This window comes from Paraglaciecola sp. 20A4 (assembly GCF_011378905.1).
GTDB lineage: Bacteria > Pseudomonadota > Gammaproteobacteria > Enterobacterales > Alteromonadaceae > Paraglaciecola.
The window spans coordinates 87,064-111,625 of the sequence record NZ_WTPY01000005.1; the positions used below are offsets into that span (position 1 = coordinate 87,064).

At 43.6% G+C, this 24,562-nt stretch carries 18 protein-coding genes; 10 read left to right on the forward strand and 8 right to left on the reverse strand.

What is annotated here, in order from left to right:
- Positions 1 to 140: 140 nt before the first annotated feature.
- Together GQS54_RS07580 and GQS54_RS07585 are read right to left on the reverse strand one after the other, a co-directional pair.
- The gene (locus GQS54_RS07580) at positions 141 to 1,862 is read right to left on the reverse strand and encodes a sodium:solute symporter family protein (protein ID WP_166423406.1); all 1,722 of its coding nucleotides are present in this window, start codon (positions 1,860 to 1,862) and stop codon (positions 141 to 143) included.
- 10 nt (positions 1,863 to 1,872) lie between these two features.
- A complete protein-coding gene (locus tag GQS54_RS07585; RefSeq protein ID WP_166423407.1) occupies positions 1,873 to 2,139 on the reverse strand; it encodes a DUF4212 domain-containing protein in 267 nt (88 codons plus the stop codon).
- Positions 2,140 to 2,322: 183 nt separating this feature from the next.
- Here GQS54_RS07585 and GQS54_RS07590 point away from each other — a divergent pair, with 183 nt between their 5' ends.
- Positions 2,323 to 5,760 carry a PAS-domain containing protein gene (locus GQS54_RS07590; protein ID WP_166423408.1) on the forward strand — a complete coding sequence of 1,146 codons (3,438 nt, stop codon included), beginning with the start codon at positions 2,323 to 2,325 and terminating at the stop codon, positions 5,758 to 5,760.
- On the opposite strand, the gene GQS54_RS07595 is transcribed toward GQS54_RS07590, so the two are convergent.
- Both GQS54_RS07595 and acs read right to left on the reverse strand, forming a co-directional pair.
- On the reverse strand, positions 5,708 to 6,367 hold the full coding sequence (locus tag GQS54_RS07595; protein WP_166423409.1) for a response regulator transcription factor: 660 nt from the start codon (positions 6,365 to 6,367) through the stop codon (positions 5,708 to 5,710). The two genes, GQS54_RS07590 and GQS54_RS07595, sit on opposite strands and share 53 nt — an antisense overlap.
- A 24-nt stretch (positions 6,368 to 6,391) precedes the next feature.
- Positions 6,392 to 8,332, reverse strand: coding sequence for an acetate--CoA ligase (acs, locus tag GQS54_RS07600; protein WP_166423410.1), 1,941 nt, complete (start codon positions 8,330 to 8,332; stop codon positions 6,392 to 6,394).
- A gap of 310 nt (positions 8,333 to 8,642) precedes the next feature.
- Here acs and GQS54_RS07605 point away from each other — a divergent pair, with 310 nt between their 5' ends.
- From GQS54_RS07605 to GQS54_RS07635, 7 genes are all read left to right on the forward strand, one after another.
- On the forward strand, positions 8,643 to 10,328 hold the full coding sequence (locus GQS54_RS07605) for a methyl-accepting chemotaxis protein (RefSeq protein ID WP_166423411.1): 1,686 nt from the start codon (positions 8,643 to 8,645) through the stop codon (positions 10,326 to 10,328).
- A 206-nt stretch (positions 10,329 to 10,534) separates the two neighbouring features.
- A complete protein-coding gene (locus tag GQS54_RS07610; protein WP_166423412.1) occupies positions 10,535 to 11,701 on the forward strand; it encodes a DcaP family trimeric outer membrane transporter in 1,167 nt (388 codons plus the stop codon).
- A 240-nt stretch (positions 11,702 to 11,941) separates the two neighbouring features.
- Positions 11,942 to 12,649 (forward strand): 5'-methylthioadenosine/adenosylhomocysteine nucleosidase, encoded by a 708-nt coding sequence (locus GQS54_RS07615; RefSeq protein ID WP_166423413.1) that lies wholly within the window; start codon positions 11,942 to 11,944, stop codon positions 12,647 to 12,649.
- A gap of 81 nt (positions 12,650 to 12,730) precedes the next feature.
- Positions 12,731 to 13,627: a cobalamin biosynthesis protein gene (locus tag GQS54_RS07620; protein ID WP_166423414.1), complete on the forward strand. Its 897-nt coding sequence runs from the start codon at positions 12,731 to 12,733 to the stop codon at positions 13,625 to 13,627.
- A 105-nt stretch (positions 13,628 to 13,732) separates the two neighbouring features.
- Complete coding sequence (locus GQS54_RS07625) at positions 13,733 to 14,566, forward strand: cobalamin-binding protein (protein ID WP_166423415.1); 834 nt, start codon at positions 13,733 to 13,735, stop codon at positions 14,564 to 14,566.
- Between the two features lie 81 nt (positions 14,567 to 14,647).
- Complete coding sequence (locus tag GQS54_RS07630; RefSeq protein ID WP_166423416.1) at positions 14,648 to 15,076, forward strand: hypothetical protein; 429 nt, start codon at positions 14,648 to 14,650, stop codon at positions 15,074 to 15,076.
- A 118-nt stretch (positions 15,077 to 15,194) separates the two neighbouring features.
- Positions 15,195 to 15,614 carry a DUF2721 domain-containing protein gene (locus GQS54_RS07635; RefSeq protein WP_166423417.1) on the forward strand — a complete coding sequence of 140 codons (420 nt, stop codon included), beginning with the start codon at positions 15,195 to 15,197 and terminating at the stop codon, positions 15,612 to 15,614.
- Between the two features lie 41 nt (positions 15,615 to 15,655).
- Here the strand turns inward: GQS54_RS07635 and tyrS are convergent, their stop codons facing one another.
- On the reverse strand, positions 15,656 to 16,855 hold the full coding sequence (gene tyrS / locus GQS54_RS07640) for a tyrosine--tRNA ligase (RefSeq protein ID WP_166423418.1): 1,200 nt from the start codon (positions 16,853 to 16,855) through the stop codon (positions 15,656 to 15,658).
- A gap of 209 nt (positions 16,856 to 17,064) precedes the next feature.
- On the opposite strand from tyrS, the gene GQS54_RS07645 reads away from it, so the two are divergent.
- Both GQS54_RS07645 and GQS54_RS07650 read left to right on the forward strand, forming a co-directional pair.
- Complete coding sequence (locus GQS54_RS07645; protein WP_166423419.1) at positions 17,065 to 18,363, forward strand: peptidoglycan DD-metalloendopeptidase family protein; 1,299 nt, start codon at positions 17,065 to 17,067, stop codon at positions 18,361 to 18,363.
- A gap of 432 nt (positions 18,364 to 18,795) precedes the next feature.
- Positions 18,796 to 19,272, forward strand: coding sequence for an Lrp/AsnC family transcriptional regulator (locus tag GQS54_RS07650; protein ID WP_166423420.1), 477 nt, complete (start codon positions 18,796 to 18,798; stop codon positions 19,270 to 19,272).
- A gap of 43 nt (positions 19,273 to 19,315) precedes the next feature.
- On the opposite strand, the gene GQS54_RS07655 is transcribed toward GQS54_RS07650, so the two are convergent.
- The 3 genes from GQS54_RS07655 to parC form a co-directional block, all read right to left on the reverse strand.
- Entirely contained in the window at positions 19,316 to 20,434 is a 1,119-nt protein-coding gene (locus GQS54_RS07655) for a succinylglutamate desuccinylase/aspartoacylase family protein (protein WP_166423421.1), read from the reverse strand.
- A gap of 68 nt (positions 20,435 to 20,502) precedes the next feature.
- Entirely contained in the window at positions 20,503 to 22,116 is a 1,614-nt protein-coding gene (locus GQS54_RS07660) for a carboxylesterase family protein (protein ID WP_166423422.1), read from the reverse strand.
- 62 nt (positions 22,117 to 22,178) lie between these two features.
- Positions 22,179 to 24,491, reverse strand: a complete 2,313-nt coding sequence (gene parC, locus GQS54_RS07665; RefSeq protein ID WP_166423423.1) for a DNA topoisomerase IV subunit A — start codon at positions 24,489 to 24,491, stop codon at positions 22,179 to 22,181.
- Positions 24,492 to 24,562: the final 71 nt, after the last annotated feature.

Below are 24,562 nucleotides of genomic sequence, written 5' to 3' on the forward strand. Positions count from 1 at the left end.
GCTAAAAACGTTTAAATTACCAGCGCTTACTAGCCCCGTTAATTTAACCATTCGCAGAAAATAAAAAACGCCCAAACTGAAGGGCGCTTTTGTAGTAAGTGAATATTTCTACCTCACTCTTATTACACTAAAATTATGCCTCAATGCGCAGTGGCTTCCCCTGCGCCTTTTGGATAACGTATGTCTTCAACCAATTGCTGAATTTCTTGTGGTGCCTCTTTGGTCATTTTGAACACTAACAATGCAACCGCGAAATTCACCAACATACCGATTGCGCCTATACCTTCAGGCGAGACACCGAACCACCAGTTTTCTGACACGTTGGCTGCAGGGTTGACGAACTTGAAGTAAATAATGTAAGCCGCTGTAAACCCTATTCCTGCAAGCATGCCTGATATAGCGCCTTTGTCATTCATACGCTTCATGAATATACCCAAGATAATAGCAGGGAAGAAAGACGATGCAGCCAAACCAAACGCGAAGGCAACCACCTGTGCGACAAACCCTGGCGGATTTACCCCAAAATATCCTGCTATAACAATGGCAACACCCGCCGCCAATCGTGCATAAAATAACTCCTTCTTATCTGAGATATTGGGCATCAAGTTACGCTTCAATAAATCGTGTGAGACAGAAGTTGAGATAACCAGTAATAAACCAGCTGATGTTGAAAGTGCTGCGGCTATACCTCCTGCGGCAACTAACGCAATAACCCAAGCTGGCAAATTCGCTATCTCTGGATTGGCCATCACGATAATGTCGCGATCCACATGCATTTCATTACGTTCGTCCCCAGAATAAAACATATTACCATCTTGGTTTTTATCATCCCAAGAGATAAGGCCCGTTTTCTCCCAGCTGGTTATCCAGCTTGGCGCTTCACTATGCGGTGTGCCGGTGCCCGCTTGGTCACTAATAGATGGGCCGTTAATGGTTTCGATCATATTTACCCGAGCAAACGCAGCAATAGAAGGTGCAGTGGTATACAAAATAGCGATGAATAACAATGCCCAACCGGCACTCTTGCGTGCATCACGCACTTTAGGTACGGTAAAGAAGCGCACGATTACGTGCGGTAAACCCGCGGTACCAACCATCAGTGCAGCGGTAATACAGAACACATCGAACGTACCCTTCGTGCCGGACGTATATTCGTTAAATCCGAGCTGGGTCGATAATCCATCTAACTTATCAAGCAGGTAAACCCCCGAACCATCCGCTAACGTTGCCCCGAAACCTGTTTGTGGTAAAACGTGACCGGTGGCTAAAATCGAGATAAACACGGCTGGCACTAAGTAAGCAAAAATTAATACACAGTACTGTGCTACCTGGGTATAGGTTATACCTTTCATACCACCCAGAACGGTATAGAAAAACACAATAGCCATACCGATAACAACACCCGTTACGATATCGACCTCCAAGAAGCGACTAAATACCACCCCTACACCACGCATTTGACCTGCTACGTAGGTAAAGCACACAAATATGGCGCAGACTACCGCTACGGTGCGCGCAGTTTGTGAATAATATCGATCGCCGATAAAATCCGGTACGGTAAATTTACCAAACTTACGTAAATAAGGTGCAAGGCATAATGCCAGTAACACATAGCCTCCTGTCCAACCAAGTAAGTAGACAGCGCCGTCATATCCCATAAATGAGATAAGCCCAGCCATAGAAATAAATGACGCCGCCGACATCCAATCCGCAGCGGTCGCCATACCATTTGCAATAGGGTGAACCCCGCCACCGGCGACATAAAACTCTTGAGTTGACCCCGCTCTAGCCCATATAGCGATCGCGATATACAAGGCAAATGAAGCGCCTACGATAATAAAAGTTAATATTTGAACATCCATTGACCTACTCCTATTCTTCGTCGACGCCGTAGCGCTTATCGAGTTGATTCATTTTGTACATGTAGATAAATATCAACGCGACAAAAACGTAAATTGCACCCTGCTGAGCAAACCAAAACCCCAACTTAAAGCCAAAGAGCTGAATTTGGTCGAGTAAGTCCACCAGCAAAATACCGCAGCCAAAGGACACGACAAACCAAACGATTAATAGTTTTGCCATAAGAGCGAGATTTTCTCGCCAATAAGCTTTTTTATCTTCTTCATTTTTAAATGCCATCTTGTTTTTCATCCAACGTTAATAAGATGTAAATTACTTTAGTCTTATGTTTCAAAAGACGGAATGAGACCATGGTCTTACTGGATGAATTAGTTAAGCCGATTATGCTAAAGTCCTTATAAATAAGCGTTCTACGTAACGATATGGGATATAATTTAGGCTGCAATTTAATTAGGAAGGGTTATGGCGTTAGGGTGGATGGTATTAGCCATTATCTATTTAATGGGGCTATTTTGGATTGCTAAATGGGGGGATGGGAGCTCTTCATTGGCTAAACGTATCAGTTCACATCCCGCCATATATTCTTTGGCGTTAGCGATATATTGCACAGCCTGGACGTTCTTTGGTTCGGTGGGTGAGGCATCGCGAGATACTTGGGATTATTTACCTATATTCCTTGGTCCAATGTTGCTCTATTTATTTGGTTATCGTTTTTTACGTAAACTTATAGCCGTCAGTAAGCGCCAACACATTACCACGATTGCCGATTTCATTTCGTCTCGCTACGGCAAACGTCAAACCATCGCCCTACTCGTCACGTTGATCGCATTATTGGCGACAATTCCCTACATTGCCTTGCAGCTTAAGGCGGTTGGTTCTGCATTTTTAATGGTCTCAGGGCAAACCCATGCAGAATGGGTAGTATTAGGAGCGACCACCTTTATCGCTTTATTTGCCATCTATTTTGGTACCAAACATACCGACGTCACTGAATACCGCCGCGGTTTAATGGTGGCGATATCCTTTGAGTCAGTGATAAAACTGTGTGCCTTAATTGCCGTCGCTAGTTTTGGATATTTAGCCTACTCACCGCAATCCACCACTCCTTTACTTGCCTCATTCACCACACCCGAAGCACTTGATAATATTTGGTCGTTCTCGTTTGTAGCGCAAACCTTAATGGCAGCGGCTGCGGTTGTATGCCTACCTAGGCAATTTCACGTTGCTATTGTTGACAATCTCAAGTTAAGCCACCTAAGAACAGCACGCTGGCTATTCCCCCTTTACCTGTTCCTTATTGCGATACTCATTCCGATTATCTCTGCCGCAGGTGATGAAATGTTTCGCCATTCAGCGCAAGAGCCGGACACGTATGTTTTAGGTCTTGCCATGAATAGCGGCAGCATGTTGCTGCAAATGTTAGTGTTTGTTGGGGGACTATCTGCAGCCACAGCGATGATCATTGTCGCCACCCTGACCCTTAGCACCATGTTAACCAACGATGTCATTTTGCCCAACATGTTGGCTGAACATCGCAGTACCACTATGCCGCCAAGCTTTACGAAACGAATCTTATTGATCCGTCGCTTGGTCATAGCGGCCATTCTGTTCTTGGCCTATTTATATTATCAACAAATGACTGATAGTCGCTCCCTCGCCTCTATTGGTTTAATTGCATTTTCATTAGTTATTCAGTTGTTACCAGCAATCGTTGGTGGCTTGTACTGGAAACGCGGACATGCACAAGGCGTGTATGCCGGTTTAATGGTGGGTATAGGTACATGGGCGCTATGGCTGATGCTGCCTTTGATTAACGACTCTGGTCAAAGCTTTATGCTTAACGACACGATAAATGCGGTTGCCATTTATAGTTTAATTGCAAATGCCCTAACCTATGTGTTGTTTTCGTATGTAGCCGATGTACGCCTGATTGATCGTATTCAAGCAGAAGCGTTTGTGACCAAGACAGATGAGAAGACTAAGCACCATAATAGCCCATCTACTCACACCACAGTTGAGGACTTGCAAACCTTACTGAGTACATTTTTAGGTGAGAAACGTTGTCGACAACTACTTAGCGATTACCAAACGCGCAATGGTCAGATCCTTAATCCGGCTGAATCAGCCAGTGAAGAATTCGTGCACTTTAGTGAGCGCGCGCTAGGTGGCGTTATTGGCGCATCATCCGCGAAAGCGCTAGTCGATAGTGCCATCAGCGGTAAAAAACTTAATTTTGAAGAAGTCGTTAACTTTTTCGATGACACGACCCAAGCAATTCAATTCAATATGAGCGCCTTAGTCGCTTCCCTTGAAAGTCTTGAGCAAGGCATCAGCGTGATTGACCGCGATCTCAATTTAGTCGCTTGGAATAAAAGCTATTTAGCCCTTTTCAGCTACCCAGCAAATATGATCCGAGTAGGCCGTCCTATCAAAGATTTAGTTAGATACAACGCACAGCGCGGCGAATGCGGCTCTGGTGATGTTGAGTACTTGGTACAAAAACGGCTTGAACATATGCGTAAAGGCACTAGCCACCGATTCTTACGCCAACGCAGTGATGGACGCACATTAGAGATGATTGGTACGCCATTAACCGGCGGAGGCTTTGTTACCAGCTTTAACGATGTCACTGAACATATTGAAACACAGCATGCCCTTAAAGAAGCTAACATCGATTTAGAAAATCGTATTCAGAAACGCAGCCAAGAAGTGCATACCATCAATGCAGAATTAAGATCTGAGATACAAAGACGTGCCCAAGCTGAAACACAGTTAGTCAGTGCAAGAAAAGTGGCCGAGCAAGCCAATGCCAGTAAAACGCGTTTTTTAGCACTTGCTAGTCACGATATATTGCAACCCTTGAACGCCGCAAAGTTATACCTCGGCGCGCTACAAGAAGCAGAACTAACCGGTGATGCCCGTCAAACCGTAGGCAAGTTATCAAATAGCATTCAGGCTAGCGAAGCACTTATCGCAACGTTATTAGATATAGCCCGACTCGACCAAGGCGAGCTTCAACCTGATTTCAATCCAATCAATATACGCGAAGTATTGCAGCCCTTGGTGGCAGAGTTTGAACTAATTGCCAAACAAAAAGGCTTGCAACTTCGTGCTCGAATAGCCGAACTCTGGGTTAAAACAGACCGCACTTACTTGTATCGTATTATCCAAAACTTTTTATCAAACGCGGTTAAGTATACCGATACTGGTGGGGTTCTCTTGACCGTTAGAATGCGCGATAAAAAGGTCTTATTTGAAGTATTTGATACCGGTTCAGGCATAGAGCCAGAGCAGTTAAGTAAAATATTTGGTGATTTCTATCGCATCAGTGGTAACCAGCAGCAGGGCGTTGGTCTAGGTTTAGGCGTTGTGCAGCGCCTATCAAGTATTTTAGACGCCAATTTACAGGTTCGCTCGCGCATTAATCGCGGAAGTTGTTTCAGTATTCAATTACCACATTGTGAGCCGGTTAAAGCGCAAGCCATTGCCAGGGCTAACAAAGTGGGATTTCATGAATTAAAGGTCTTGTGCGTCGATGACCAAATGCAGAATCTAGACGCTTTAAAAACGTTACTCAATAAATGGAAAGTCACCGCAGTTTGTGAACAAACGCCTAAAGCCGCATTAGCTACTATCAAGCACTTTACACCTGATATTATCTTGATGGATTTTCAACTTAGCTGTGATATGGATGGATTAGAGCTTATAAGCTTGCTGCGCGAGCAGCTTAGAGAACATAAGCCAGGTCTGGTTCCAGCAATTTTGGTCACGGCCAATATCGAGGCAAGTTTGATAGAACGGTGCCATGAGCAAGACTGTGGGTATTTATCGAAGCCTGTAAAACCGGCTAAACTGAGGGCGTTGCTGCAGGCGGCTCAAGCTGAAGTTGCGAGGCAATAAGCACAGCTTGGGTACGGTTGTTAATATGTAATTTTTTAAAAATAGCAGTGACATGCGCTTTAACGGTGGCGGTAGCAATATCCAAATTATAAGCGATTTGCTTATTGAGTAATCCGTCTCGCATATAACACAACACCTTGTACTGAGCAGGCGTTAAACTAGCAATGTTGTCAGCCAATTCAGCAAACTCATTGTCGAGTTCCACACCATCACCAGCATAACTTTCTGGTAGCCAGATATCACCTTCAAGCATGCTCGTTACCGCTTGGGCAATTTTTGCAGCACCAGTTGTCTTAGGCACAAAACCAAGTGCACCAAGGTTAATAACCTTGGTGATAATGGTTGCATCTTCTAAGCCCGAGACCACGGCCACTGGCAAATCGGGATACAATTTTCGAATATGGATTAAGCCAAATAAATCACCGCTACCTGGCATATGTAGATCGAGTAGCAATAAGTCAATATCGTTATGTTGCTCTAACAACGCTACCGTTTGCATTAAATCGGCTGCCTCCAGAAGCGTTAAATCACTGAAGGACATAGTTAAAGCACCACGTAAAGCATCGCGGTACAAAGGGTGATCATCTGCAACAAGTAGCGTTATCATATTCAACTGTTAGTAATTTCGACCCTACCGATTTAAACGCTGTTCGATTAAGGTGTCAACTACACTTGGGTCAGCTAACGTTGATGTGTCCCCAAGTTGCTCATACTCATTGGCCGCAATCTTACGCAAAATGCGTCGCATAATTTTACCAGAGCGCGTTTTAGGTAGCCCTGTAGACCATTGAATTAAATCAGGTGTAGCAATTGGGCTAAGCTCTTTGCGTACCCAATTGGATAACTCTTTGGTTAGCTCTGGAGTTACCTCTACACCTTCGTTGGCCATAACATAGACATAAATCCCCTGACCTTTTAAATCATGTGGATATCCAACAACGGCGGCTTCTGCGACAGCATGATGCGAAACCAACGCACTTTCGATTTCAGCGGTGCCTAAACGATGCCCTGACACATTAAGCACATCATCGACTCGGCCCGTTATCCAGTAGTAATCATCTTCATCCCGTTTTGCGCCATCACCCGTACAGTAAGTACCTGGATACGTTGTAAAATAGGTTTGTACGAAGCGCTCATGATCGCCGTAAACGGTTCGCGCTTGCCCTGGCCAACTGTCTTTAATGATCAAATTACCTTCGGCCACACCAGAAAGTTCATTTCCCTGCCCATCAACCAAAGCGGGTTGTACGCCAAAAAACGGATGACTCGCCGCACCTGGCTTCATGGGGGTCACACTCGGCAATGGTGTTATCATTGCCGCGCCAGTTTCTGTTTGCCACCACGTATCAACAACAGGGCAGCGAGACTGTCCCACGGTGGTGTAGTACCAATGCCAAGCTTCGGGGTTAATAGGTTCACCCACTGAACCGAGTAAACGTAACGACTCGCCACTGATACCTTCAGTAGGAAAATCTCCGTGAGCCATCAACGCACGGATCGCTGTTGGTGCGGTATACAGTACACTTACTCTATGCTTATCAACAATTTGGCCGATTCGGCGTACATCTGGATAAGTCGGTACACCTTCAAACATGACGCTTGTGGCACCATTGGCCAATGGTCCATAGACAATATAGCTATGACCCGTTACCCATCCTACATCTGCTGCACACCAATACACGTCACCGGGGTGGTAGTCAAAAACGTATTTATGCGTCAGTGACGCCCACAATAAGTATCCGCCTGTGGTATGTACTACGCCTTTTGGCTGTCCGGTAGAACCCGACGTATACAAAATAAACAACGGGTCTTCTGCATTCATCACTTCAGGGGCACAATCTGTTGAGCAATCATCAGTCAGGTCGTGCCACCAAATATCATCTTTGCCCCAACCGACGTGATTACCGGTATGCTGAAATACCACGACTTGCTCCATACTCGGGCAATCATGTTCAGCAAGTGCCGTATCAACATTGACTTTAAGCGGAATATGTTTACCCGCTCTAAGGCCTTCATCAGCGGTAATAAGTACTTTTGCCTGACAATTATTAACTCGGTCGGCAATTGCATTTGGCGAAAAACCACCAAAAATTACCGTGTGCACAGCACCAATTCGCGCGCAGGCTAACATGGCATAAACAGCTTGCGGGATCATCGGCATATATATCGCGACACGATCCCCTTTGCCAACACCCAGCTTGCGCAGGCCATTGGCAATTTTGCCCACTTCATCATGTAAACGGTGATAGGTAATAATATCGTGAGAATGTGGGTCGTCTCCTTCCCAGATAAAAGCGGTAACGTGACCTCTTTTCGCTAAATGACGGTCGATACAGTTATATGCCACATTTAGTTCACCATCTTCAAACCACTTGATGCTCACATGATGAGCATCAAACGACGTATTTTTAATTTTGGTTGGGGTTTTGATCCAATCAAGTGTTTTGGCTTGCTCCGCCCAAAACGCTTCAGGATGCTCGACTGACTGAGCGTACATACGTTCGTAACCATCGGGTGTGAGATGAGTGCGCTCTTTAGCGTGTGCAGGAACAGGATAAATTTTTTGCGGCATAATGACTCCAAAACTAAAACACAAATAAGAATATTGAGCACTTTACTCGTAAGCACGCAAACCGGAATGAGACCTTGGTCTTACGCATTGATTACAATTTGACAAACAAAATAATACAAGCCACGAAAATCTTTAACAATTGTCGGGTGCAATTGTCTACATAAAATAGACGGATTTCAGTTTAAATCTTGCATAGCAATTAAGTCCATTATGAATTTGCCTGCTAGACTATTAATAAAGATTTGTAGCCAAGCCGTCACTTTGCATTATGTAGACAAAGTTTACGTGCTGATTTATTAGGTATAGCGACATGTTTAAATATTTATCGATTAAAAACCGTCTGCTTATAATATCAATTGTCCCGTTAATTACGCTGGTCTCAATACTATTATTTATTATTGTTTCTCAAGTAACCAATCTAATAACTACCGTGGAAGAATCAGCAGCAAACATGCTGATTGAAAGCAAAAAAGAGGAGCTAAAAAACACCGTAGATTTGGCTTACAACAGCGTAAAAATAATATATGACACCGACGGTGATAGAGATGAAGCAATTACATTATTGCAACGCCTTCAATTCGGTACAGATGGGTACATTTTTGGCTATGATGATAAAGCAGTGCGTTTGTTTAATGGATCAAACGAAGCAGGAATCGGCAATAGCTACTTTGATTTTAAAGATGTGAATGGTATTTACCTTATACGAGATCTCATTGCGGCCGGACGTTCAAATAAATTAGGTCAAGGAAATGAATTCGTTACCTATCATTTCCCTCGTTTAGGCGAGAAAAACGCTGCTGCAAAGTTGTCTTATTCTATTTATTTCCCAAAATGGAAAATGATGATAGGAACAGGTCTATACATAGATACAATCGATAATCAGGTCAGTATATTCTCACAATTTATTGATGCGTCCCGTAGCGACTTAATCACATCAGTGGCGGTCGTTTCAGGGGTATTGCTGGTTATACTTATCATCATCGGGTTATTACTTGTTCGGTCGATCCTCACGCCCTTAAATGAAGTCACTCAATCGATAAAAGAGCTCGCAAGTGGCGAAGGAGATCTAACTCGTCGCTTACATATTAAAGACAATAGTGAGTTAGGCGAACTTGCCGCTAACCTCAATGAATTACTCGCCACCCTACAAACCATTATCAGCAACGTTCTTAAAATTAGCGTAAGTGTAAGACAAAGCAGTGAAGACCTCGCCTTACAAGCAAAATCTATTATGGCGTTAAGCGCGAAACAGCATAATGAAATAGACCAAGTTGCTACGGCCACCACGGAGATGTCAGAAACGGCTCATCAAGTTTCAATCAACGCAGATAACGCCGCATCGGCAGCCCAATTAGCCGACAGCGACGGAAATAAAGCGATGCGCAACGTAGAGCAAAGCAGCAGCGAGATGTCAGACTTAATCATAGAGTTGACCAAGACAGGAGACGTCGTCACAAAAGTTGGAGGTGACGTTGAAAACATAAGTGCTGTTTTATTGGTCATTGAAAGTATCGCCGGTCAAACCAATCTGCTCGCGCTAAACGCCGCAATTGAAGCTGCACGGGCGGGTGAGCATGGTCGCGGTTTCGCTGTAGTGGCCGATGAAGTTCGAAATCTTGCAAGTAAAACCCAGGGCAGTACCGAGGAAATACAAGAGATGATTTCCAAGTTACAAAGTGGCTCTCGTGCTGCTGTAAACGTTATGTCGCAAAGTATTCAACGTAGTGACGAAACTGAGAAAAGTATCAGTGCAACGGCGCTAACCCTAACCGAAATTTCAAAGTCAGTCGCTCTGATGAATGATCTTAATGTTCAAATCGCCACTGCAGCCCAAGAACAGAGCATCGTTGGAAAAGAAATCAGTCGTCGCATCATTGATATTTCAAGTCAAACGACCGACTTAAGTGGGATCGCAGTAAAAAACAGAGAGACCGCCGAGAGCCTGCATCAAAAAACGACCGAACTTGAGGCACTCGTCAGTCAATTCAAGGTTTAGTGATCCCCCGAACAGTAAATAATTTAGACTATATTTAGCGCTCAGAAAAGGTAACTTAATCACTCCAGAGCAATAATAACAAGGCAGTTACTGAAATGTAACAAATGTTAAGACCTTGGTATCATAGACCATGAGCTTATAGCTGTTTTTTTGAACCTGATCCAGAGTAGATAATGTAAATAGCTACTATACGGACAGAGATACAGATGAACATAAAACACATATCACTCACAAGCCTTGCAATCGCATGTACTACGATGTCATTTACTTCAACTGCCAACCCACTCGATAGAACCACATTTAACTTTAGCGGTTATATCAAAGCAGACGCAATGGTAAGCCAATATAGCGACGGTACATTAAGCTCTGGCAGTATCGGGCGAGATTTTTATATTCCTAGCCTGACGCCAACTGGGGGCGAAAAAGAAAGTGCTCAGTTTGACGCGCATATTAAGCAATCCCGTTTCCGCTTTACAACCAATACCCTTCTCAGTAACGACGATAAAATTACTGGTGTACTTGAATTCGATTTTCATACCACACCCGACGGTAACGAACGCATCAGTAATTCTTATGAACCTCGTATCAGGCACGCCTTTTTGAAATATAATAATTGGCTGATAGGACAAACTTGGTCGACTTTTCAAGATGTTAAAACCTTACCAGAATCTTTAGATTTTATCGGCGTAACTGACGGTACAATATTCGCCCGACAAACTATGCTGAAATATACCTCAGGCGCCTTCGAAGTGTCATTGGAAAATCCAGAAACGACGGTCACCCCCTTTGGTGGTGGTGGACGGATAGTGGCAGATGATAATTCGGTACCCGATCTAGCGGCACGCTACACATTAAACCAATCTTGGGGCCATGTCTCTGTAGCTGGCTTGGTGCGCCAACTGGCATATGAAGACAAGCAAAACGGAAACGATATAGACACTTCAGAGGTAGGTTACGGTTTGAGCATCACCAGTAAAATCAAATTTGGTGAGGACGATGTGCGTATTATGGCAAATATAGGCAGTGGCTTGGGTCGCTATATAGCGCTTAATGCGTCCAATGGTGCGGTGTTAGACGCCAACAATAAACTGGATGTCATTGACGTTCGGGGTTTTACGATAGCCTATCGTCACTTGTGGGATGAAAAATGGCGTAGCACTTTTAGTTATGCCATGTTCAGCGCCGATAACGATACAGATCTAACGGGTTTAGAGGTAATCAAGGAAACCTATAGTGCGAGAGCAAATATTCTTTATTCCCCTGCGCCGGAGCTAACCTTCGGAGCGGAATATGCCTATGCAGAAAAAACGCTCGAATCAGATGTCGATGGTGATATGAGCCGTCTGCAATTTTCAGCTACATATGCGTTTTAAACATTTAAGTTATTACTGTTAAACCATGCGATTTACTGCGCAAGCTTAAACTAGCAGCGAATCCCAACTTGCTTGCTTGTTTTGCGCCATCATATTTTTGATGGCGCTTTTTTATTTTAACTAAACCTTCAACAGAAAATAATTATTCACTCGCCAGTTGGTTATCCTGATATGTTTCATATTCCCGCTAGACGTAATAAACTTCCGCTATTATTTTTCAGTTAAGTGAACATTAAATTTATGAAAATTGCCATTTTAGGTGCCATGGATGAAGAGATTACTCTTCTTAAGCAATCAATCAGTGATCTTATCGAGCATAATCATGCCCACCTAACGTTATATAGCGGACAACTTAATGGTATAGATGTGGTACTGGTTAAATGCGGTATCGGTAAAGTGGCTGCAGCGGTTGCCACCACCATCATAGTGGATAAGTTTTCCCCTGATTACGTGGTTAACACTGGTTCTGCTGGTGGGTTCGACCAAGCACTGAGTATTGGTGATATCGTTATCGCTAGCGAAGTGGTCCATCATGATGCGGATCTTACCCATTTTGGTTACGCATTGGGCCAATGCGCAGGTATGCCAGAAACCTTCGTTTGCGATCCCATACTTATAAATGCAGCTGAAAAAGCGGCATTGTCTTTAGGGCAAGTAAAAACGAAAAGCGGGTTAATTTGCACCGGTGACGCCTTTATTGGTAGCGATGAAGCCGCCGCTAAATTATTGGCTGGCTTCCCCACTATCGCAGCAGCTGAAATGGAGGGCGTCGCTATTGGTCAAACTTGCCATTTACTTGAAGTACCCTTTTTAGTGATCCGTTCTTTATCAGACATCGCAGGAAAAGCATCAACGGTCTCCTTTCAAACCTACTTGGAGCAAGCGGCTAAACATTCGGCATTGTTAGTCATTGAAATGATATCTGAACTCAATACCTCCTCACATTAAGCGTCACTAACATTGCCTAGCTATTTTCTAGTATTAATAAACTCCCCTATTCTTCAACCGGTATGGGTTTTAGGGGGGGTAATGCTAATTGAAAGCTTATTAAACTGGCCTGAGCGTTATCATCCACTAGGTTTTGCTCGCTTGGTCGCGGGCAGAATGGCTGAAAAAGTTCACCCAGCAGCAGATCGACCAGCGCTACAACAGCAGATATCAGGCACACTAGCGCCGTTGATATTAATCAGTCCCATCGCAGTGATATTAGCTATTTTCACCAGCATGGCTGAATTCCCGCTATTTTTCGATGGTGTGCTGCTGTTAGTAGCGTTGCAATATCGGCCAATATTAGACCGTGCTAACAAAGTGCAAAATGCATTATCTCTGCATAAGAAAGTATTGGCTAGGCAAACACTCGCCCCCATGGTTTTGCGCGAGACCGCATCGCTTTCAGAAGTCGGTGTCATTAAAGCCTGTATTGAAAGTGTCATACTGCGCTTTCATCAGCAATACCTATTTACCCTACTTATATTCCTTGTCTTTGGACCTGTGGCTGCACTTTCATTACGTTTGTTATATGAGTTTTCCCAGAGCTGGAATGTAAAGCTCAAGCGTTTCAGTATTTTTGGCCAACCTTGCGCCAAAACGTTAGCTTTTTTGCTGTGGCTACCGGTGCGGATTTCAGCGTTGTTGTGCGCGTTAATACACAATATATCCGGCTCATTTAAGGCATTACGCGCGTTGCCGTCATCAAGTAGCACCCATCAAGTGGTGCTGGCTTTGCAAGGCGGTGCACTGGGAATACAGTTAAGTGGACCCGTTATTTATGATCAAAATAAAAAGCGCTCAACTAAATGCGGCGGCCCTAATCAAGCGAGTATTGTAGATATAAATCGTACGTTGCAAGCCATTACGTTGTGTAAACTTACTTATTGGGTTGTATGTTTGTGCATAGCAGTGATTATGAATAGTGTGGCTGCATAAATGGTGGCTAGATAAATGAAGTGGCTACAAGAGATGACGGCATTGATACTTTATTGGCGCTTTGGAAACAAAAGAAAAGCCATTTATTCGAGAAGTACAGGTTCGATGAAAAAGCAGATTTTCTTAAGCAAAGTATTAAACTTCTTTATTATATTCTTTAGTTTATTAATGCCCGCTCTAGCACAAACCAAACCTAGTATCGTCAGCTTAGCGCCGCATACTACTGAGCTTATTTATGCGTTAGGTGCTGGCGATCAGTTGTTGGCTGTCAGTGATTTCAGTGACTATCCGGAGCAGGCCAAATTATTACCAAGGGTAGCGAGTTACAACGGCGTAGATTTCGAGAAGATCTTGCGTTTATCCCCAGAACTTATCGTCGCATGGCAAGGCGGTAATAAACCTCAGGACTTAACCAGATTAGCAAGCTTAGGCTTTAATATTTATCTTTCTAGCCCTGGGAAACCAGCCGACATTAGCCAAGATATAAGAGCATTAGGTGCGTTTATTGGCAGATCAGCAGAAGCCAATGAACTGGCCAATCATTTTTCACAGCAGCTTCATCTTTTAAAACAGCAATATGCTAAGGCGACGGATATAAACGTATTTTATTATATGTGGCCCGCGCCTTTAATGACGATCGGCCCTAATGCTTGGGCGACACATCTTTTGCATATTTGTAGAGCAAAAAATGTGTTTTCCAATGCACCTGCTGATTACCCACAGGTGAGTATTGAGCAAGTGGCACGCAAACAGCCGAATTTAATAATCGCAGCCATGCACGTTAGTCTTCAAGAAGCAGAATCTTTTTGGTATGACAAACGCGTGTTAATCCCCGCTCCTATCACGGTGGTTAACCCTGATGAATTACACCGATTTACCCCAAGGTTGATAAATGGACTGACCACCCTGTGTAATAAAATACACCATAATAAAAAATAAATTTTCCCCGCTTGATGCATTCTGTTTTTGTTGTCAAAAAATTCAACAATCTAACAACGTTGCAAGTATTTTGAATTGTTTATGCCCGCTAAATTTTCCTTCAAGACTGCCACAGGCAGTTATGCTATTAACGTTGTAAAAAATATAGTCATTTGTACGTTTAACGGGGCGTGTTGTGAATTGATTGCCCAGCGGTATCTGAAGAGTCTCACTCAAATAGTGAAAACATTTGATGGTGCACCTTGGGCTTATCTTGGCGATGCACAATTACATCATGCCGGTACGCCCCAAGCCGAAAGCTATTTATATGAGGCGTGTGTTATGAGCATTGAAAATAATTGTGTTGCTAATGCATTTTGCCTAACCTCCGCAGTTGGCATATCCCAGTTAGAGCGAATACGTCAACGCGTCGGTGCTACCCTACCTATTCAAGAATGTCTATTTGACACGGTCCCCCTTGCCATTGAGCGACTCAACCAAGAACTTGATTTACATTCATCTGTTACTTGATTTACATTCATCTGTTAGAGATGTGAATTCCCCCTAAGCCTTCTCGCAACAAGTAAGGCACAGCGACAAACTGTGTCATAATGGTGATACTTTTTCATATTTAGAACTTATCCCTAAGATGACCATCACCCTGACCACACCCGCAATGTTATTTCCGGCCATCTCTTTATTGTTATTGGCATACACCAATCGTTTTTTGGCTCTGGCCAGCACAATACGTAATCTTGACCCTACTCAGGACCAAGAAAATACCCATGCGCAAATAAATAACTTACGTAAACGTATTCAGTTAATCAAACGGATGCAAGAATTCGGTGCCTTTAGCTTTTTTCTTTGTGTGCTTTCGATGCTAGCGATATATGCAGAATATCAAACCGTCGGTAGCACTATATTCGCGGGGAGCTTAATACTGTTGTTGTATTCATTGGGGTTGTCGGTAAGAGAAATAAATATTTCAGTGGAAGCGCTAGATTTGCACTTGAGTCATTTTAATTTAGATAGAAAAAAACGTAAATTTTCTCGTGATAAGCCAGAATAAGATAAATGGTTTACTCCACATGGAGTAAACCCAAATATTCTTTAAGCTAGCGTTACACGGGCAAATTTGCGTTTACCCACTTGAAAGACAGCTTGTTCTAAAGAGCTAAATTGTACTTTTTGGTCAGTTACTTTTTCGCCATCCATTTTGACCGCACCTTGCTTAATCATGCGCATAGCTTCAGAGGTTGATGCCACCAAGCCTGCTTCTTTAAGTAAGTTTGCAACGGCCATACCTTCTTCACTTGCAGCGAAGTTAAACTCAGGCATTTCATCAGGAATAGCATTTTTCTGAAACCGTTGAATAAACTCATGGTGTGCCGCTTCCGCTGCGCTATCGTCATGAAAACGCGCAATAATCTCTTTAGCCAAAGCAATTTTTATATCTCTTGGATTAGTACCAGCAACGACTTGCTCTTTGTACTGCGCAACTTCTTCAATCCCTTTAAAGCTAAGTAAATCGTAGTAACGCCACATCAAATCGTCAGAAATCGACATGATTTTGCCAAACATATCGCTAGGGGAATCTGTTATGCCAATATAATTGCCTAACGACTTAGACATTTTCTGTACGCCATCTAAGCCTTCTAATAATGGCATCATTAATACCGTCTGTGGCCGTTGACCCTGTCCTTTTTGCAACTCACGGCCCATTAATAGATTAAAACGTTGATCGGTACCACCTAGCTCAACGTCTGACTGCAAAGCAACGGAATCCCAACCTTGTACAAGGGGATAAATAAATTCGTGGATAGCAATGGGCTGGCCATTAGCATAGCGTTTCTTGAAATCATCTCGTTCGAGCATACGAGCAACCGTTTGGCTAGATGCCAACTTAATCATGCCTGAGGCACCTAATGCTTCCATCCACTCCGAGTTGAAACGAATAGTTGTCTTCGCCGGATCAAGGATCTTAAATACCTGTTCTTTATATGTTTCAGCGTTAGCTAATACATCTTCTCGCGTCAACGGCTTACGTGTGACATTTTTTCCTGTTGGGTCGCCAATCATACCGGTGAAATCACCGATAAGAAAAATAACTTCGTGCCCAAGCTGCTGAAATGAACGCAATTTATTAATTAAAACAGTGTGCCCTAGATGCAAATCTGGTGCAGTCGGGTCGAAGCCAGCTTTAATTTTTAACGGTTTGCCTTCTTTTAACTTGGCAATTAGCTCTTCTTCCAACAAAATTTCTTCAGCACCACGCTGAAGCTCAGCAAACGCACTTTGCCAATCTGCCATTTTAGACCCTTATAAATTCGTATATATAAAAATTTTAGTCGGGCATTTTACGTTGCACAGACTGCTTTTGAAAGGGCGTATAAGGATTAATCAACTTAATGTTGTACTACTCATTCATTAAATATGTATAAAAATCGACCACCCACTAGAAAATACTCCGTAATCATTATATTCTGCTAGTTCAATAGTTGTATGAGTTGAGTTTCCCTGTGGTACAAAAAGCCTTTTCACAATTACCTAAAGCACATAAGTGGGCTGTTATTTCCCTCACTTCTCTGGTGCTAGTTCTCGCATTATTTCCGTCTGATCGAGCCAGCGCATCGCGCAATACTGAAACCGCACTGCTTGAAATAGGCAAGCGTTATGAGTTACCGATTAGCACTGAGCACCTTGTTGCCAGCGCTACGGCCGAGGCTAACGACACCCTTGAATGGAAAACATTTCAAGTTAAACGCGGCGATACATTAGCAAAAATATTTGCTCGAGCAGGTCTATCTGCCCGTGACACCTATAACGTTACTCAAGCAGGCGAGCTAGCTAAAAAATTAGTTAAGATACGTCCTGGGCAGCTTATTTCTTTGCAAATTGATGAGAAAGGTCAATTTGCTGGGCTTGGTTATGCATTTTCAAATACCGAAACCTTACTTATTCAGCCAGCAGAAGACGGTTCCTTAGTTTCTAGTGTCGATAAAAAACAAGTCGACACGCGCTTAAATTATGCACAAGGCGAAATTAATAGTAGTTTTTGGAATGCTGGTGTAAGAGCGCATTTGTCTGAAAATCAAATCATGAGCTTGGCCGCTATCTTCGGTTGGGATATCGATTTCGCTTTAGAAATACGCCAAGGTGATAACTTCAACGTGGTATTTGAAGAAAAATATATTGATGGCGAATTTGTTGAATATGGCGATATCGTATCGGCTGAATTCACTAACAGCGGAAACACCTTTACCGCTATTCGTTATTCCGATGGTAACTACTACACCCCTGAAGGGCGCAGTATGCGTAAGAGCTTTTTACGGGCACCAGTTAGCTTTAAATATATTAGCTCTAGCTTTAAAAAGAGTCGCTTCCACCCAGTTCAAAAACGCTGGAAAGCGCACAGAGGCGTAGATTACGCTGCCAACCGAGGCACACCAGTAATGGCTGCCGGTGATGGTAAAGTCATTCGTTCATCCTATGATAAATACAATGGTAACCATGTGTTTATCCAACATGGTGAAAAATACGTCACCAAATATCTGCACTTCACTAAGCGTAACGTCAAGGTCGGCCAAACGGTCAAGCAAGGCGATATAATTGGTACTGTTGGTTCTACTGGCTTAGCTTCAGGACCCCATCTTCATTACGAATTTTTGGTTGACGGTGTGCACCGTAATCCTAGAACGGTTGAGCTACCTAAAGCCTTACCTATTGCTAAAAAAGAGCGTTCAGCCTTTGAGCTCGTTGCCAAGCAACAGCTTGAGTTGTTAAGTAATAGTAAGCGTATTATGTTGGCGATGAACTAAATCCCCTCCTGTCCAGGTATCTATTCATGATATCTGGACTGCAAAAAACCAATCAAATTTAACAAGGGCTATACCTAAACTATTTATCGGGTCCATATCTGGTACTAGTATTGATGGTATTGATGCCGCGTTAGTCGATTTCGTTGAAGTACATCCTAGACCAATTGACCGCCGCAACGCGGACTATATTTACACGTGTGGAGGCATATCGAAAAGCTATTATCTTATACAAGCGATGCATTGAATAATGCCTCAATGTAAGGTTAACTCACCTAGTGAACAGGATGTTTATTCTGACTATTCAGAGATGATGGCTTACTAAGCTTAGTTTGTAGTCATTGAGCGAAAATAAATGGCAATTCTGCTAGCGTGACGGGTCCTCACCAAGAAATAATCTTGGATACTGCCCTTCTACTTATAATGAAAGAGACTATGGCTCAAAAAAACAGTCGCCCTTTAGATAACATCGATTTAGCTATTCTCGCATCGCTCTTTGAAGATGCCCGTACCACAAACAAAGAAATAGCCAAGCGGGTTGGGTTGGCACCGTCATCATGTCTTGAACGCATTAAACGCCTACAAGCAGATGATATTATCCAAGGCGCTTCATTGCAGGTGGATTTAAACGCGCTAGGTGGTCACATTCAGGCCATGATATCAATTCGATTGTCTGACCATAACCGCGTAGCAGTCGACGCGTTTGTCGCAGACTTACTCCCTTTACCAGAAGTATTGAGCGTGTTTCACATGGGCGGAAATATAGACTTTCTACTTCATGTGAGCGTTGCAGATTCGAGCCATCTACGTGATTTCGTATTTGATCAACTCACCGCAAGACCTGAAGTGAGTCACGTTGAAAGCGCATTGGTATACGAACACAAATGCTCTGGGCAATTACCTAAATTTTAGAGCCTTTATTTACCATGCTGTTTTGACAAATGAGTTAGCGCTGTTACAGCTCGAAATATTCGGTAAAGCATTTATATAATTGTGTGCCACTCAGAATAGAAGCAGACGGGAAATGCAAAATTGGGATCATGTCGCATTGTGCGCGAATAAGTTCCGTTGCATTGGGTGTGTCGAGTTCATCGACATTAAGCAGTTTAGCTAACGGCTGCCCCTTTTTCACCGGCTCACCTGGCTTAGCTAAATACTCCACCATACCACCCTGTTGTGTATACAAGACTTTATAGTCTTTTAACATCGTTGCTACCCTGCGCATACGTTGGGGTTTGATATCACTTTCTAGCAAACAGCCCTTAGCATTCAAGTATCCCAAGATACTATTCGCATCGTACTCCCCTTCTGAGAAATTAATTACCTCCTGACTGCCCATTTCAAGGGTAAATGCCTCAACGCCAAAGTCGATAGGCTGTTGATACTTTTCACTGAGCAATGTTTGTAATGTCCACCAAGGACAAAAAGTAGCTTCGTCTAAGGCTCCAGCAAATTTATTAGGAATGAGAATAACGTGGGGAATATTAAATAAGCTAGCAGAGGCTTTTGCATACTCTGGTACATAAATGTGACGGGTTGAAACAGGACCGTTATGCAAGTCGAGTACAAAATCTGCATCAAATGCTAATTGTTGCAGCTTCAGGTTTAGCCGTTGCGCTAAACCAATGCCCCAAGGTTCTTCCAATTTGTCGGCTAATATCTGTTTAATTTGCTGTCGAAAGCGGTATTTTATCTGCTCCAGTGACTCATCTTTGTGCACACTTTTTGCGAACGCTTGAATCAAACTTTCGTCAAAAAAATAGCCTCTATTCCAATTTGTGCCGTTGACTGGATCAAATCGCCCTAAAGTATACTCGCCAGCTTTAATGTTTGTGCCTACGGGATTACAGTTAGGGACTAAAATCACTTCGCCGCGGATCGGTTGCTGCTTTAATAGTTGAATAAGATGATAGATGACCACATTGCCTTGAACCTCAGCGCCGTGTATAGAGCTTTGAATATAGACCTTGGGCCCAGGTTGCTGACCAATGAACCGGTAAAGAGGTACATTCATGTTGCGTCCTGACGCGTTTTGCGCCACGACTATATATTCTTTTATAAATTGATTGGTCACGTTAGCGCTCGCTGTGTTGGGCAACGTTGTCTCAGCCAGACACGGTAAACAAGATTGCCATTAGAGTGTTATTGCTGTGAATAATATTCGCGGTGAAAAGCATGTCGAGCCTCTAAATAATCAATATCTTCGACCTTAGGCTCAGGTCGCAAAATCATCCGCTTATGCGCTGAGAATGTCGGCCATGCCAGTAATTTTTTTACATCAGAGTCTGTTGAATTCGGATCCCCTGTTTTAACGAAATTTGCAAAATATTGCTGCATGATTGATGACATTTGATAATCCGTTTTGCTCCACTTATAAAGTGGGTTCACGTCCAAATTACCCAAGGCATATTCAATTTCAGCGGAATGTACCGCTCCCCTTGGCTGATTACTTAGTAAGGCTTTTTTTGCCCCTAGTGTGTCTGGGCGCACATGGTCATAAAAATAATAATAGCTCGCTGATGAATTTGTTTTACTATTCTGATAAACCCAATTATATGTTGCTACGCCCATAAATCGGTCACTAGCCAGAGCCTGAGCAGACGCTTTTACTTGTTCGCTGTTGTTACCTGGATACAATTGTAAAACCGTTTTGAAATCATCCGGATATAAACGCTTAATGCGATCCAGATAATGCTCAACTGATGGCTCACCATCGACCATAATTTGCTGGTAACTGCCTTCTTGGGAATTATCACCAAGCAGAAGAGGCACCTTTGCTTGCATACCATCTGCGAATAATGCCGCCGGAGAAGCAGGTAAAAAATAGCCATCTACGTTCGGCTTAAAGTAAATAAACCCCGCTTTAGTCACTCGGTCAAGCAGCGCTTGCGCAGGTATTTCTCTAAGAGCCGCTATAGCGTCTTCGGCCTTGATAGCGGTTTTTCCTTTTGCGCTATTTTTAAGCATCGCCCTAGCAATCTCGTCACCACGCTGTTCTGCCTTGCCAAGTGACGAAGGGGCAAGCGGTGGTCCTACTATAGAGCCACTCTCACCAATCGCCCCGGCTATATATGGCTTAGCAGAAGGAGCCACCAACAACGCACTAACTGAAATTGAACCTGCAGATTCACCCGCAATCGTAATACGCGTAGGATCGCCGCCAAATGCAGCGATGTTTTCCGCTACCCATTTAAGGGCTGCTTGCTGATCCATCAGGCCATAGTTGCCTGAGCCTTGGTAACCGGATCCATTGGATAAACCCTTATGAGCGAAAAAGCCGAATACTCCCAGACGATAATTGGCCGTCACCACCACGATACCCTTTTGTGCCATCGACGCACCGTCATAACGTTTTTCGTCACTGCTGCCGGCGATAAACCCGCCACCGTAGAAATAAAGTAACACAGGCAACTTGCTTTGCTTACTAACCGTTGGGGTCCAAACATTAAGATATAAACTGTCTTCACTGGTATTTTCAGAGCGAAATTGCATATCACTGTAGATAGGATTTTGCATGGGTCTGGATGCAAAACTTTTTGCATCTCGCACACCTTCCCATACACCAACTGGCTGAGGCGGTTGCCAACGAAGCGCACCGACAGGAGGCGCAGCAAAGGGGATCCCCTTAAAAGCACTAATATGCGTTTGTTTATCGCTGGTACCAGATAATAGTCCAAATTGTGTGCGGACTTGCTCTGCGCTGATGGCAGACACACTGAAAATAATAAGAGAATAAAGCACAGCGGCGACTTTCATGGAGTGTCCTAGTGATATGTAGAAAAACGGCTACCTGTTACATAGGTAACCGCTGAAAAATATTAAATTTGCGGCTCACCCGGTAAATCGGTAGTAGATTCAAGTTTATTTTCGTCTATTTTACTCGTTTCAACTTCAATACCATCAACACGTTGCAGCCCTCGAGGTAGCTTATTGCCTCGACGACCTCGTTCACCTTGATAATGCGTGAGATCATCAGCGGTTAACGTCATACCGCGTTTACCTGCGAGTATCTTCACGTTCGCGCCTTGAGGTACGACGCTAAGCACGCTAACAAACTCTTCTCGAGATTGCGATTTAGCCGAAGGTATACTCATTATTTTATTACCCTTACCTTTACCTAAACTAGGCAAGTCACGTAAAGGAAACATCAACATACGCCCTTCGTTAGAAATGGCTAAACACCAATCTGACGTCAAGTCATGCACTGGCTGAGGTGCAATGACCTTTGCCGCCTTAGGTAATGATAGGTAGGCCTTACCTGCACGATTTTTACTGATCATATCTGCAAATTTACCCACAAAACCGTAACCCGCATCCGAAGCAATCAGATATTTTTGCTCGTCAAGGGCCATGATCACATGTTCGACACTTTCACCACTTACAATACTAAAACGTCCAGTAACTGGTTCTCCTTGGCTTCGTGCAGAGGGTAATAAATGAGCATCACAGGAAAACGCCCGCCCAGAGGTATCCATAAATACCGCTTGCTGATTACTGCGTCCTTTGCTGCTTGCAAGATACTTATCGCCGGCTTTGTAGCTTAATCCTTCAACATCAACGTCGTGACCTTTTGCACAACGCGCCCACCCTTTTTCAGATAACACCACTGTGACCGCTTCCGATGGGATTAATTCTTTCTCTGTCAACGCTTTGGCTTCTGAACGCTCAATAATTGGCGAGCGTCTATCATCACCATACATTTCAGCAGCAGCCAGAATTTCTTTCTTAATCAACGTTTTCAAACGGCGATCTGAACCAAGAAGGACTTGCAGTTCATCGCGCTCTTTAGCGAGTTCATCTTGCTCCCCTTGAATTTTCATTTCTTCGAGTTTTGCTAAATGGCGTAACTTCAATTCAAGAATTGCTTCGGCTTGAATATCAGACAGCGTGAACGTGTCTATTAAGACTTGCTTCGGCTTATCTTCGTAACGAATGATACGGATCACTTCGTCAATATTGAGGAAGGCAATCATCAAGCCTTGTAGAATATGTAACCGAGCAAGGACTTTATCTAGGCGATATTGCAAGCGTCTAACGACTGTATCTTTTCTAAAAATCAACCATTCCGTAAGAATCATCCGCAAGTCTTTGACTTGTGGGCGACCATCTAAGCCGATCATATTGACGTTAACGCGGTAGCTTTTCTCTAAATCAGTCGTCGCAAATAGATGTTGCATCAATACTTTAATATCGACTCTATTTGAGCGAGGGGTGATCAATAACCGCGTTGGGTTTTCGTGATCGGACTCATCACGCAAATCACTCACCATAGGCAATTTTTTCGCCTGCATTTGGGCAGCTATCTGTTCTAAAACCTTGCCACCTGATGCCTGATGAGGCAGTGCTGTAATGATAATATCGCCATTTTCTTCATGGTATACCGCGCGCATTTTTATCGAGCCACGGCCTGTTTCGTACATTTTACGAATATCACTTTTAGGCGTAATAATTTCTGCGTCGGTGGGATAGTCAGGCCCTTGTACGAATTCTAGTAAGTCGCTGAGTTCTGCCTTACTGTTATCCAGTAAATGCGCACACGCATTGGCGACTTCACGCACATTGTGTGGCGGTATATCAGTGGCCATACCCACAGCAATACCCGTAATACCGTTCAATAAAATATGCGGTAAGCGAGCCGGCAGTATCTTTGGCTCATTCATGGTGCCATCGAAGTTAGGTTGCCAATCTACCGTACCTTGACCGAGTTCAGTCAGGAGCACTTCACTGAATTTAGACAAGCGAGATTCAGTATATCGCATGGCGGCGAACGATTTAGGATCATCTGGTGCACCCCAGTTCCCCTGACCGTCGACGAGTGGGTAGCGATAGGAAAAAGGCTGAGCCATCAACACCATGGCTTCATAACAGGCGGAATCGCCATGTGGGTGAAATTTACCTAATACATCACCTACAGTACGAGCTGACTTTTTATATTTTGCATTGTTACTTAAGCCAAGCTCAGACATAGCATACACAATACGCCGTTGTACCGGCTTTAAGCCGTCACCGATATGGGGCAGAGCCCGGTCCATGATGACGTACATGGAATAATTGAGATAAGACTCTTCGGTAAATCGACGCATCGGAAGTTGTTCGATGCCATCTTGGTTTATAATAATTTCTTGACTCATAGTCTGCTGTATCGGCCACTTTTTTTATTGTTGTGCAGCAAAAACAACGTTTTGCTGCCGCTTTCAAACCT

Coding starts and splice junctions, on each gene's coding strand:
- GQS54_RS07580 (WP_166423406.1), bottom strand. CDS start 1,862: ATGGATGTTCAAATATTAACTTTTATTATCGTAGGCGCTTCATTTGCC.
- GQS54_RS07585 (WP_166423407.1), bottom strand. CDS start 2,139: ATGGCATTTAAAAATGAAGAAGATAAAAAAGCTTATTGGCGAGAAAAT.
- GQS54_RS07590 (WP_166423408.1), top strand. CDS start 2,323: ATGGCGTTAGGGTGGATGGTATTAGCCATTATCTATTTAATGGGGCTA.
- GQS54_RS07595 (WP_166423409.1), bottom strand. CDS start 6,367: ATGATAACGCTACTTGTTGCAGATGATCACCCTTTGTACCGCGATGCT.
- acs (WP_166423410.1), bottom strand. CDS start 8,332: ATGCCGCAAAAAATTTATCCTGTTCCTGCACACGCTAAAGAGCGCACT.
- GQS54_RS07605 (WP_166423411.1), top strand. CDS start 8,643: ATGTTTAAATATTTATCGATTAAAAACCGTCTGCTTATAATATCAATT.
- GQS54_RS07610 (WP_166423412.1), top strand. CDS start 10,535: ATGAACATAAAACACATATCACTCACAAGCCTTGCAATCGCATGTACT.
- GQS54_RS07615 (WP_166423413.1), top strand. CDS start 11,942: ATGAAAATTGCCATTTTAGGTGCCATGGATGAAGAGATTACTCTTCTT.
- GQS54_RS07620 (WP_166423414.1), top strand. CDS start 12,731: ATGCTAATTGAAAGCTTATTAAACTGGCCTGAGCGTTATCATCCACTA.
- GQS54_RS07625 (WP_166423415.1), top strand. CDS start 13,733: ATGAAAAAGCAGATTTTCTTAAGCAAAGTATTAAACTTCTTTATTATA.
- GQS54_RS07630 (WP_166423416.1), top strand. CDS start 14,648: ATGCCCGCTAAATTTTCCTTCAAGACTGCCACAGGCAGTTATGCTATT.
- GQS54_RS07635 (WP_166423417.1), top strand. CDS start 15,195: ATGACCATCACCCTGACCACACCCGCAATGTTATTTCCGGCCATCTCT.
- tyrS (WP_166423418.1), bottom strand. CDS start 16,855: ATGGCAGATTGGCAAAGTGCGTTTGCTGAGCTTCAGCGTGGTGCTGAA.
- GQS54_RS07650 (WP_166423420.1), top strand. CDS start 18,796: ATGGCTCAAAAAAACAGTCGCCCTTTAGATAACATCGATTTAGCTATT.
- GQS54_RS07660 (WP_166423422.1), bottom strand. CDS start 22,116: ATGAAAGTCGCCGCTGTGCTTTATTCTCTTATTATTTTCAGTGTGTCT.
- parC (WP_166423423.1), bottom strand. CDS start 24,491: ATGAGTCAAGAAATTATTATAAACCAAGATGGCATCGAACAACTTCCG.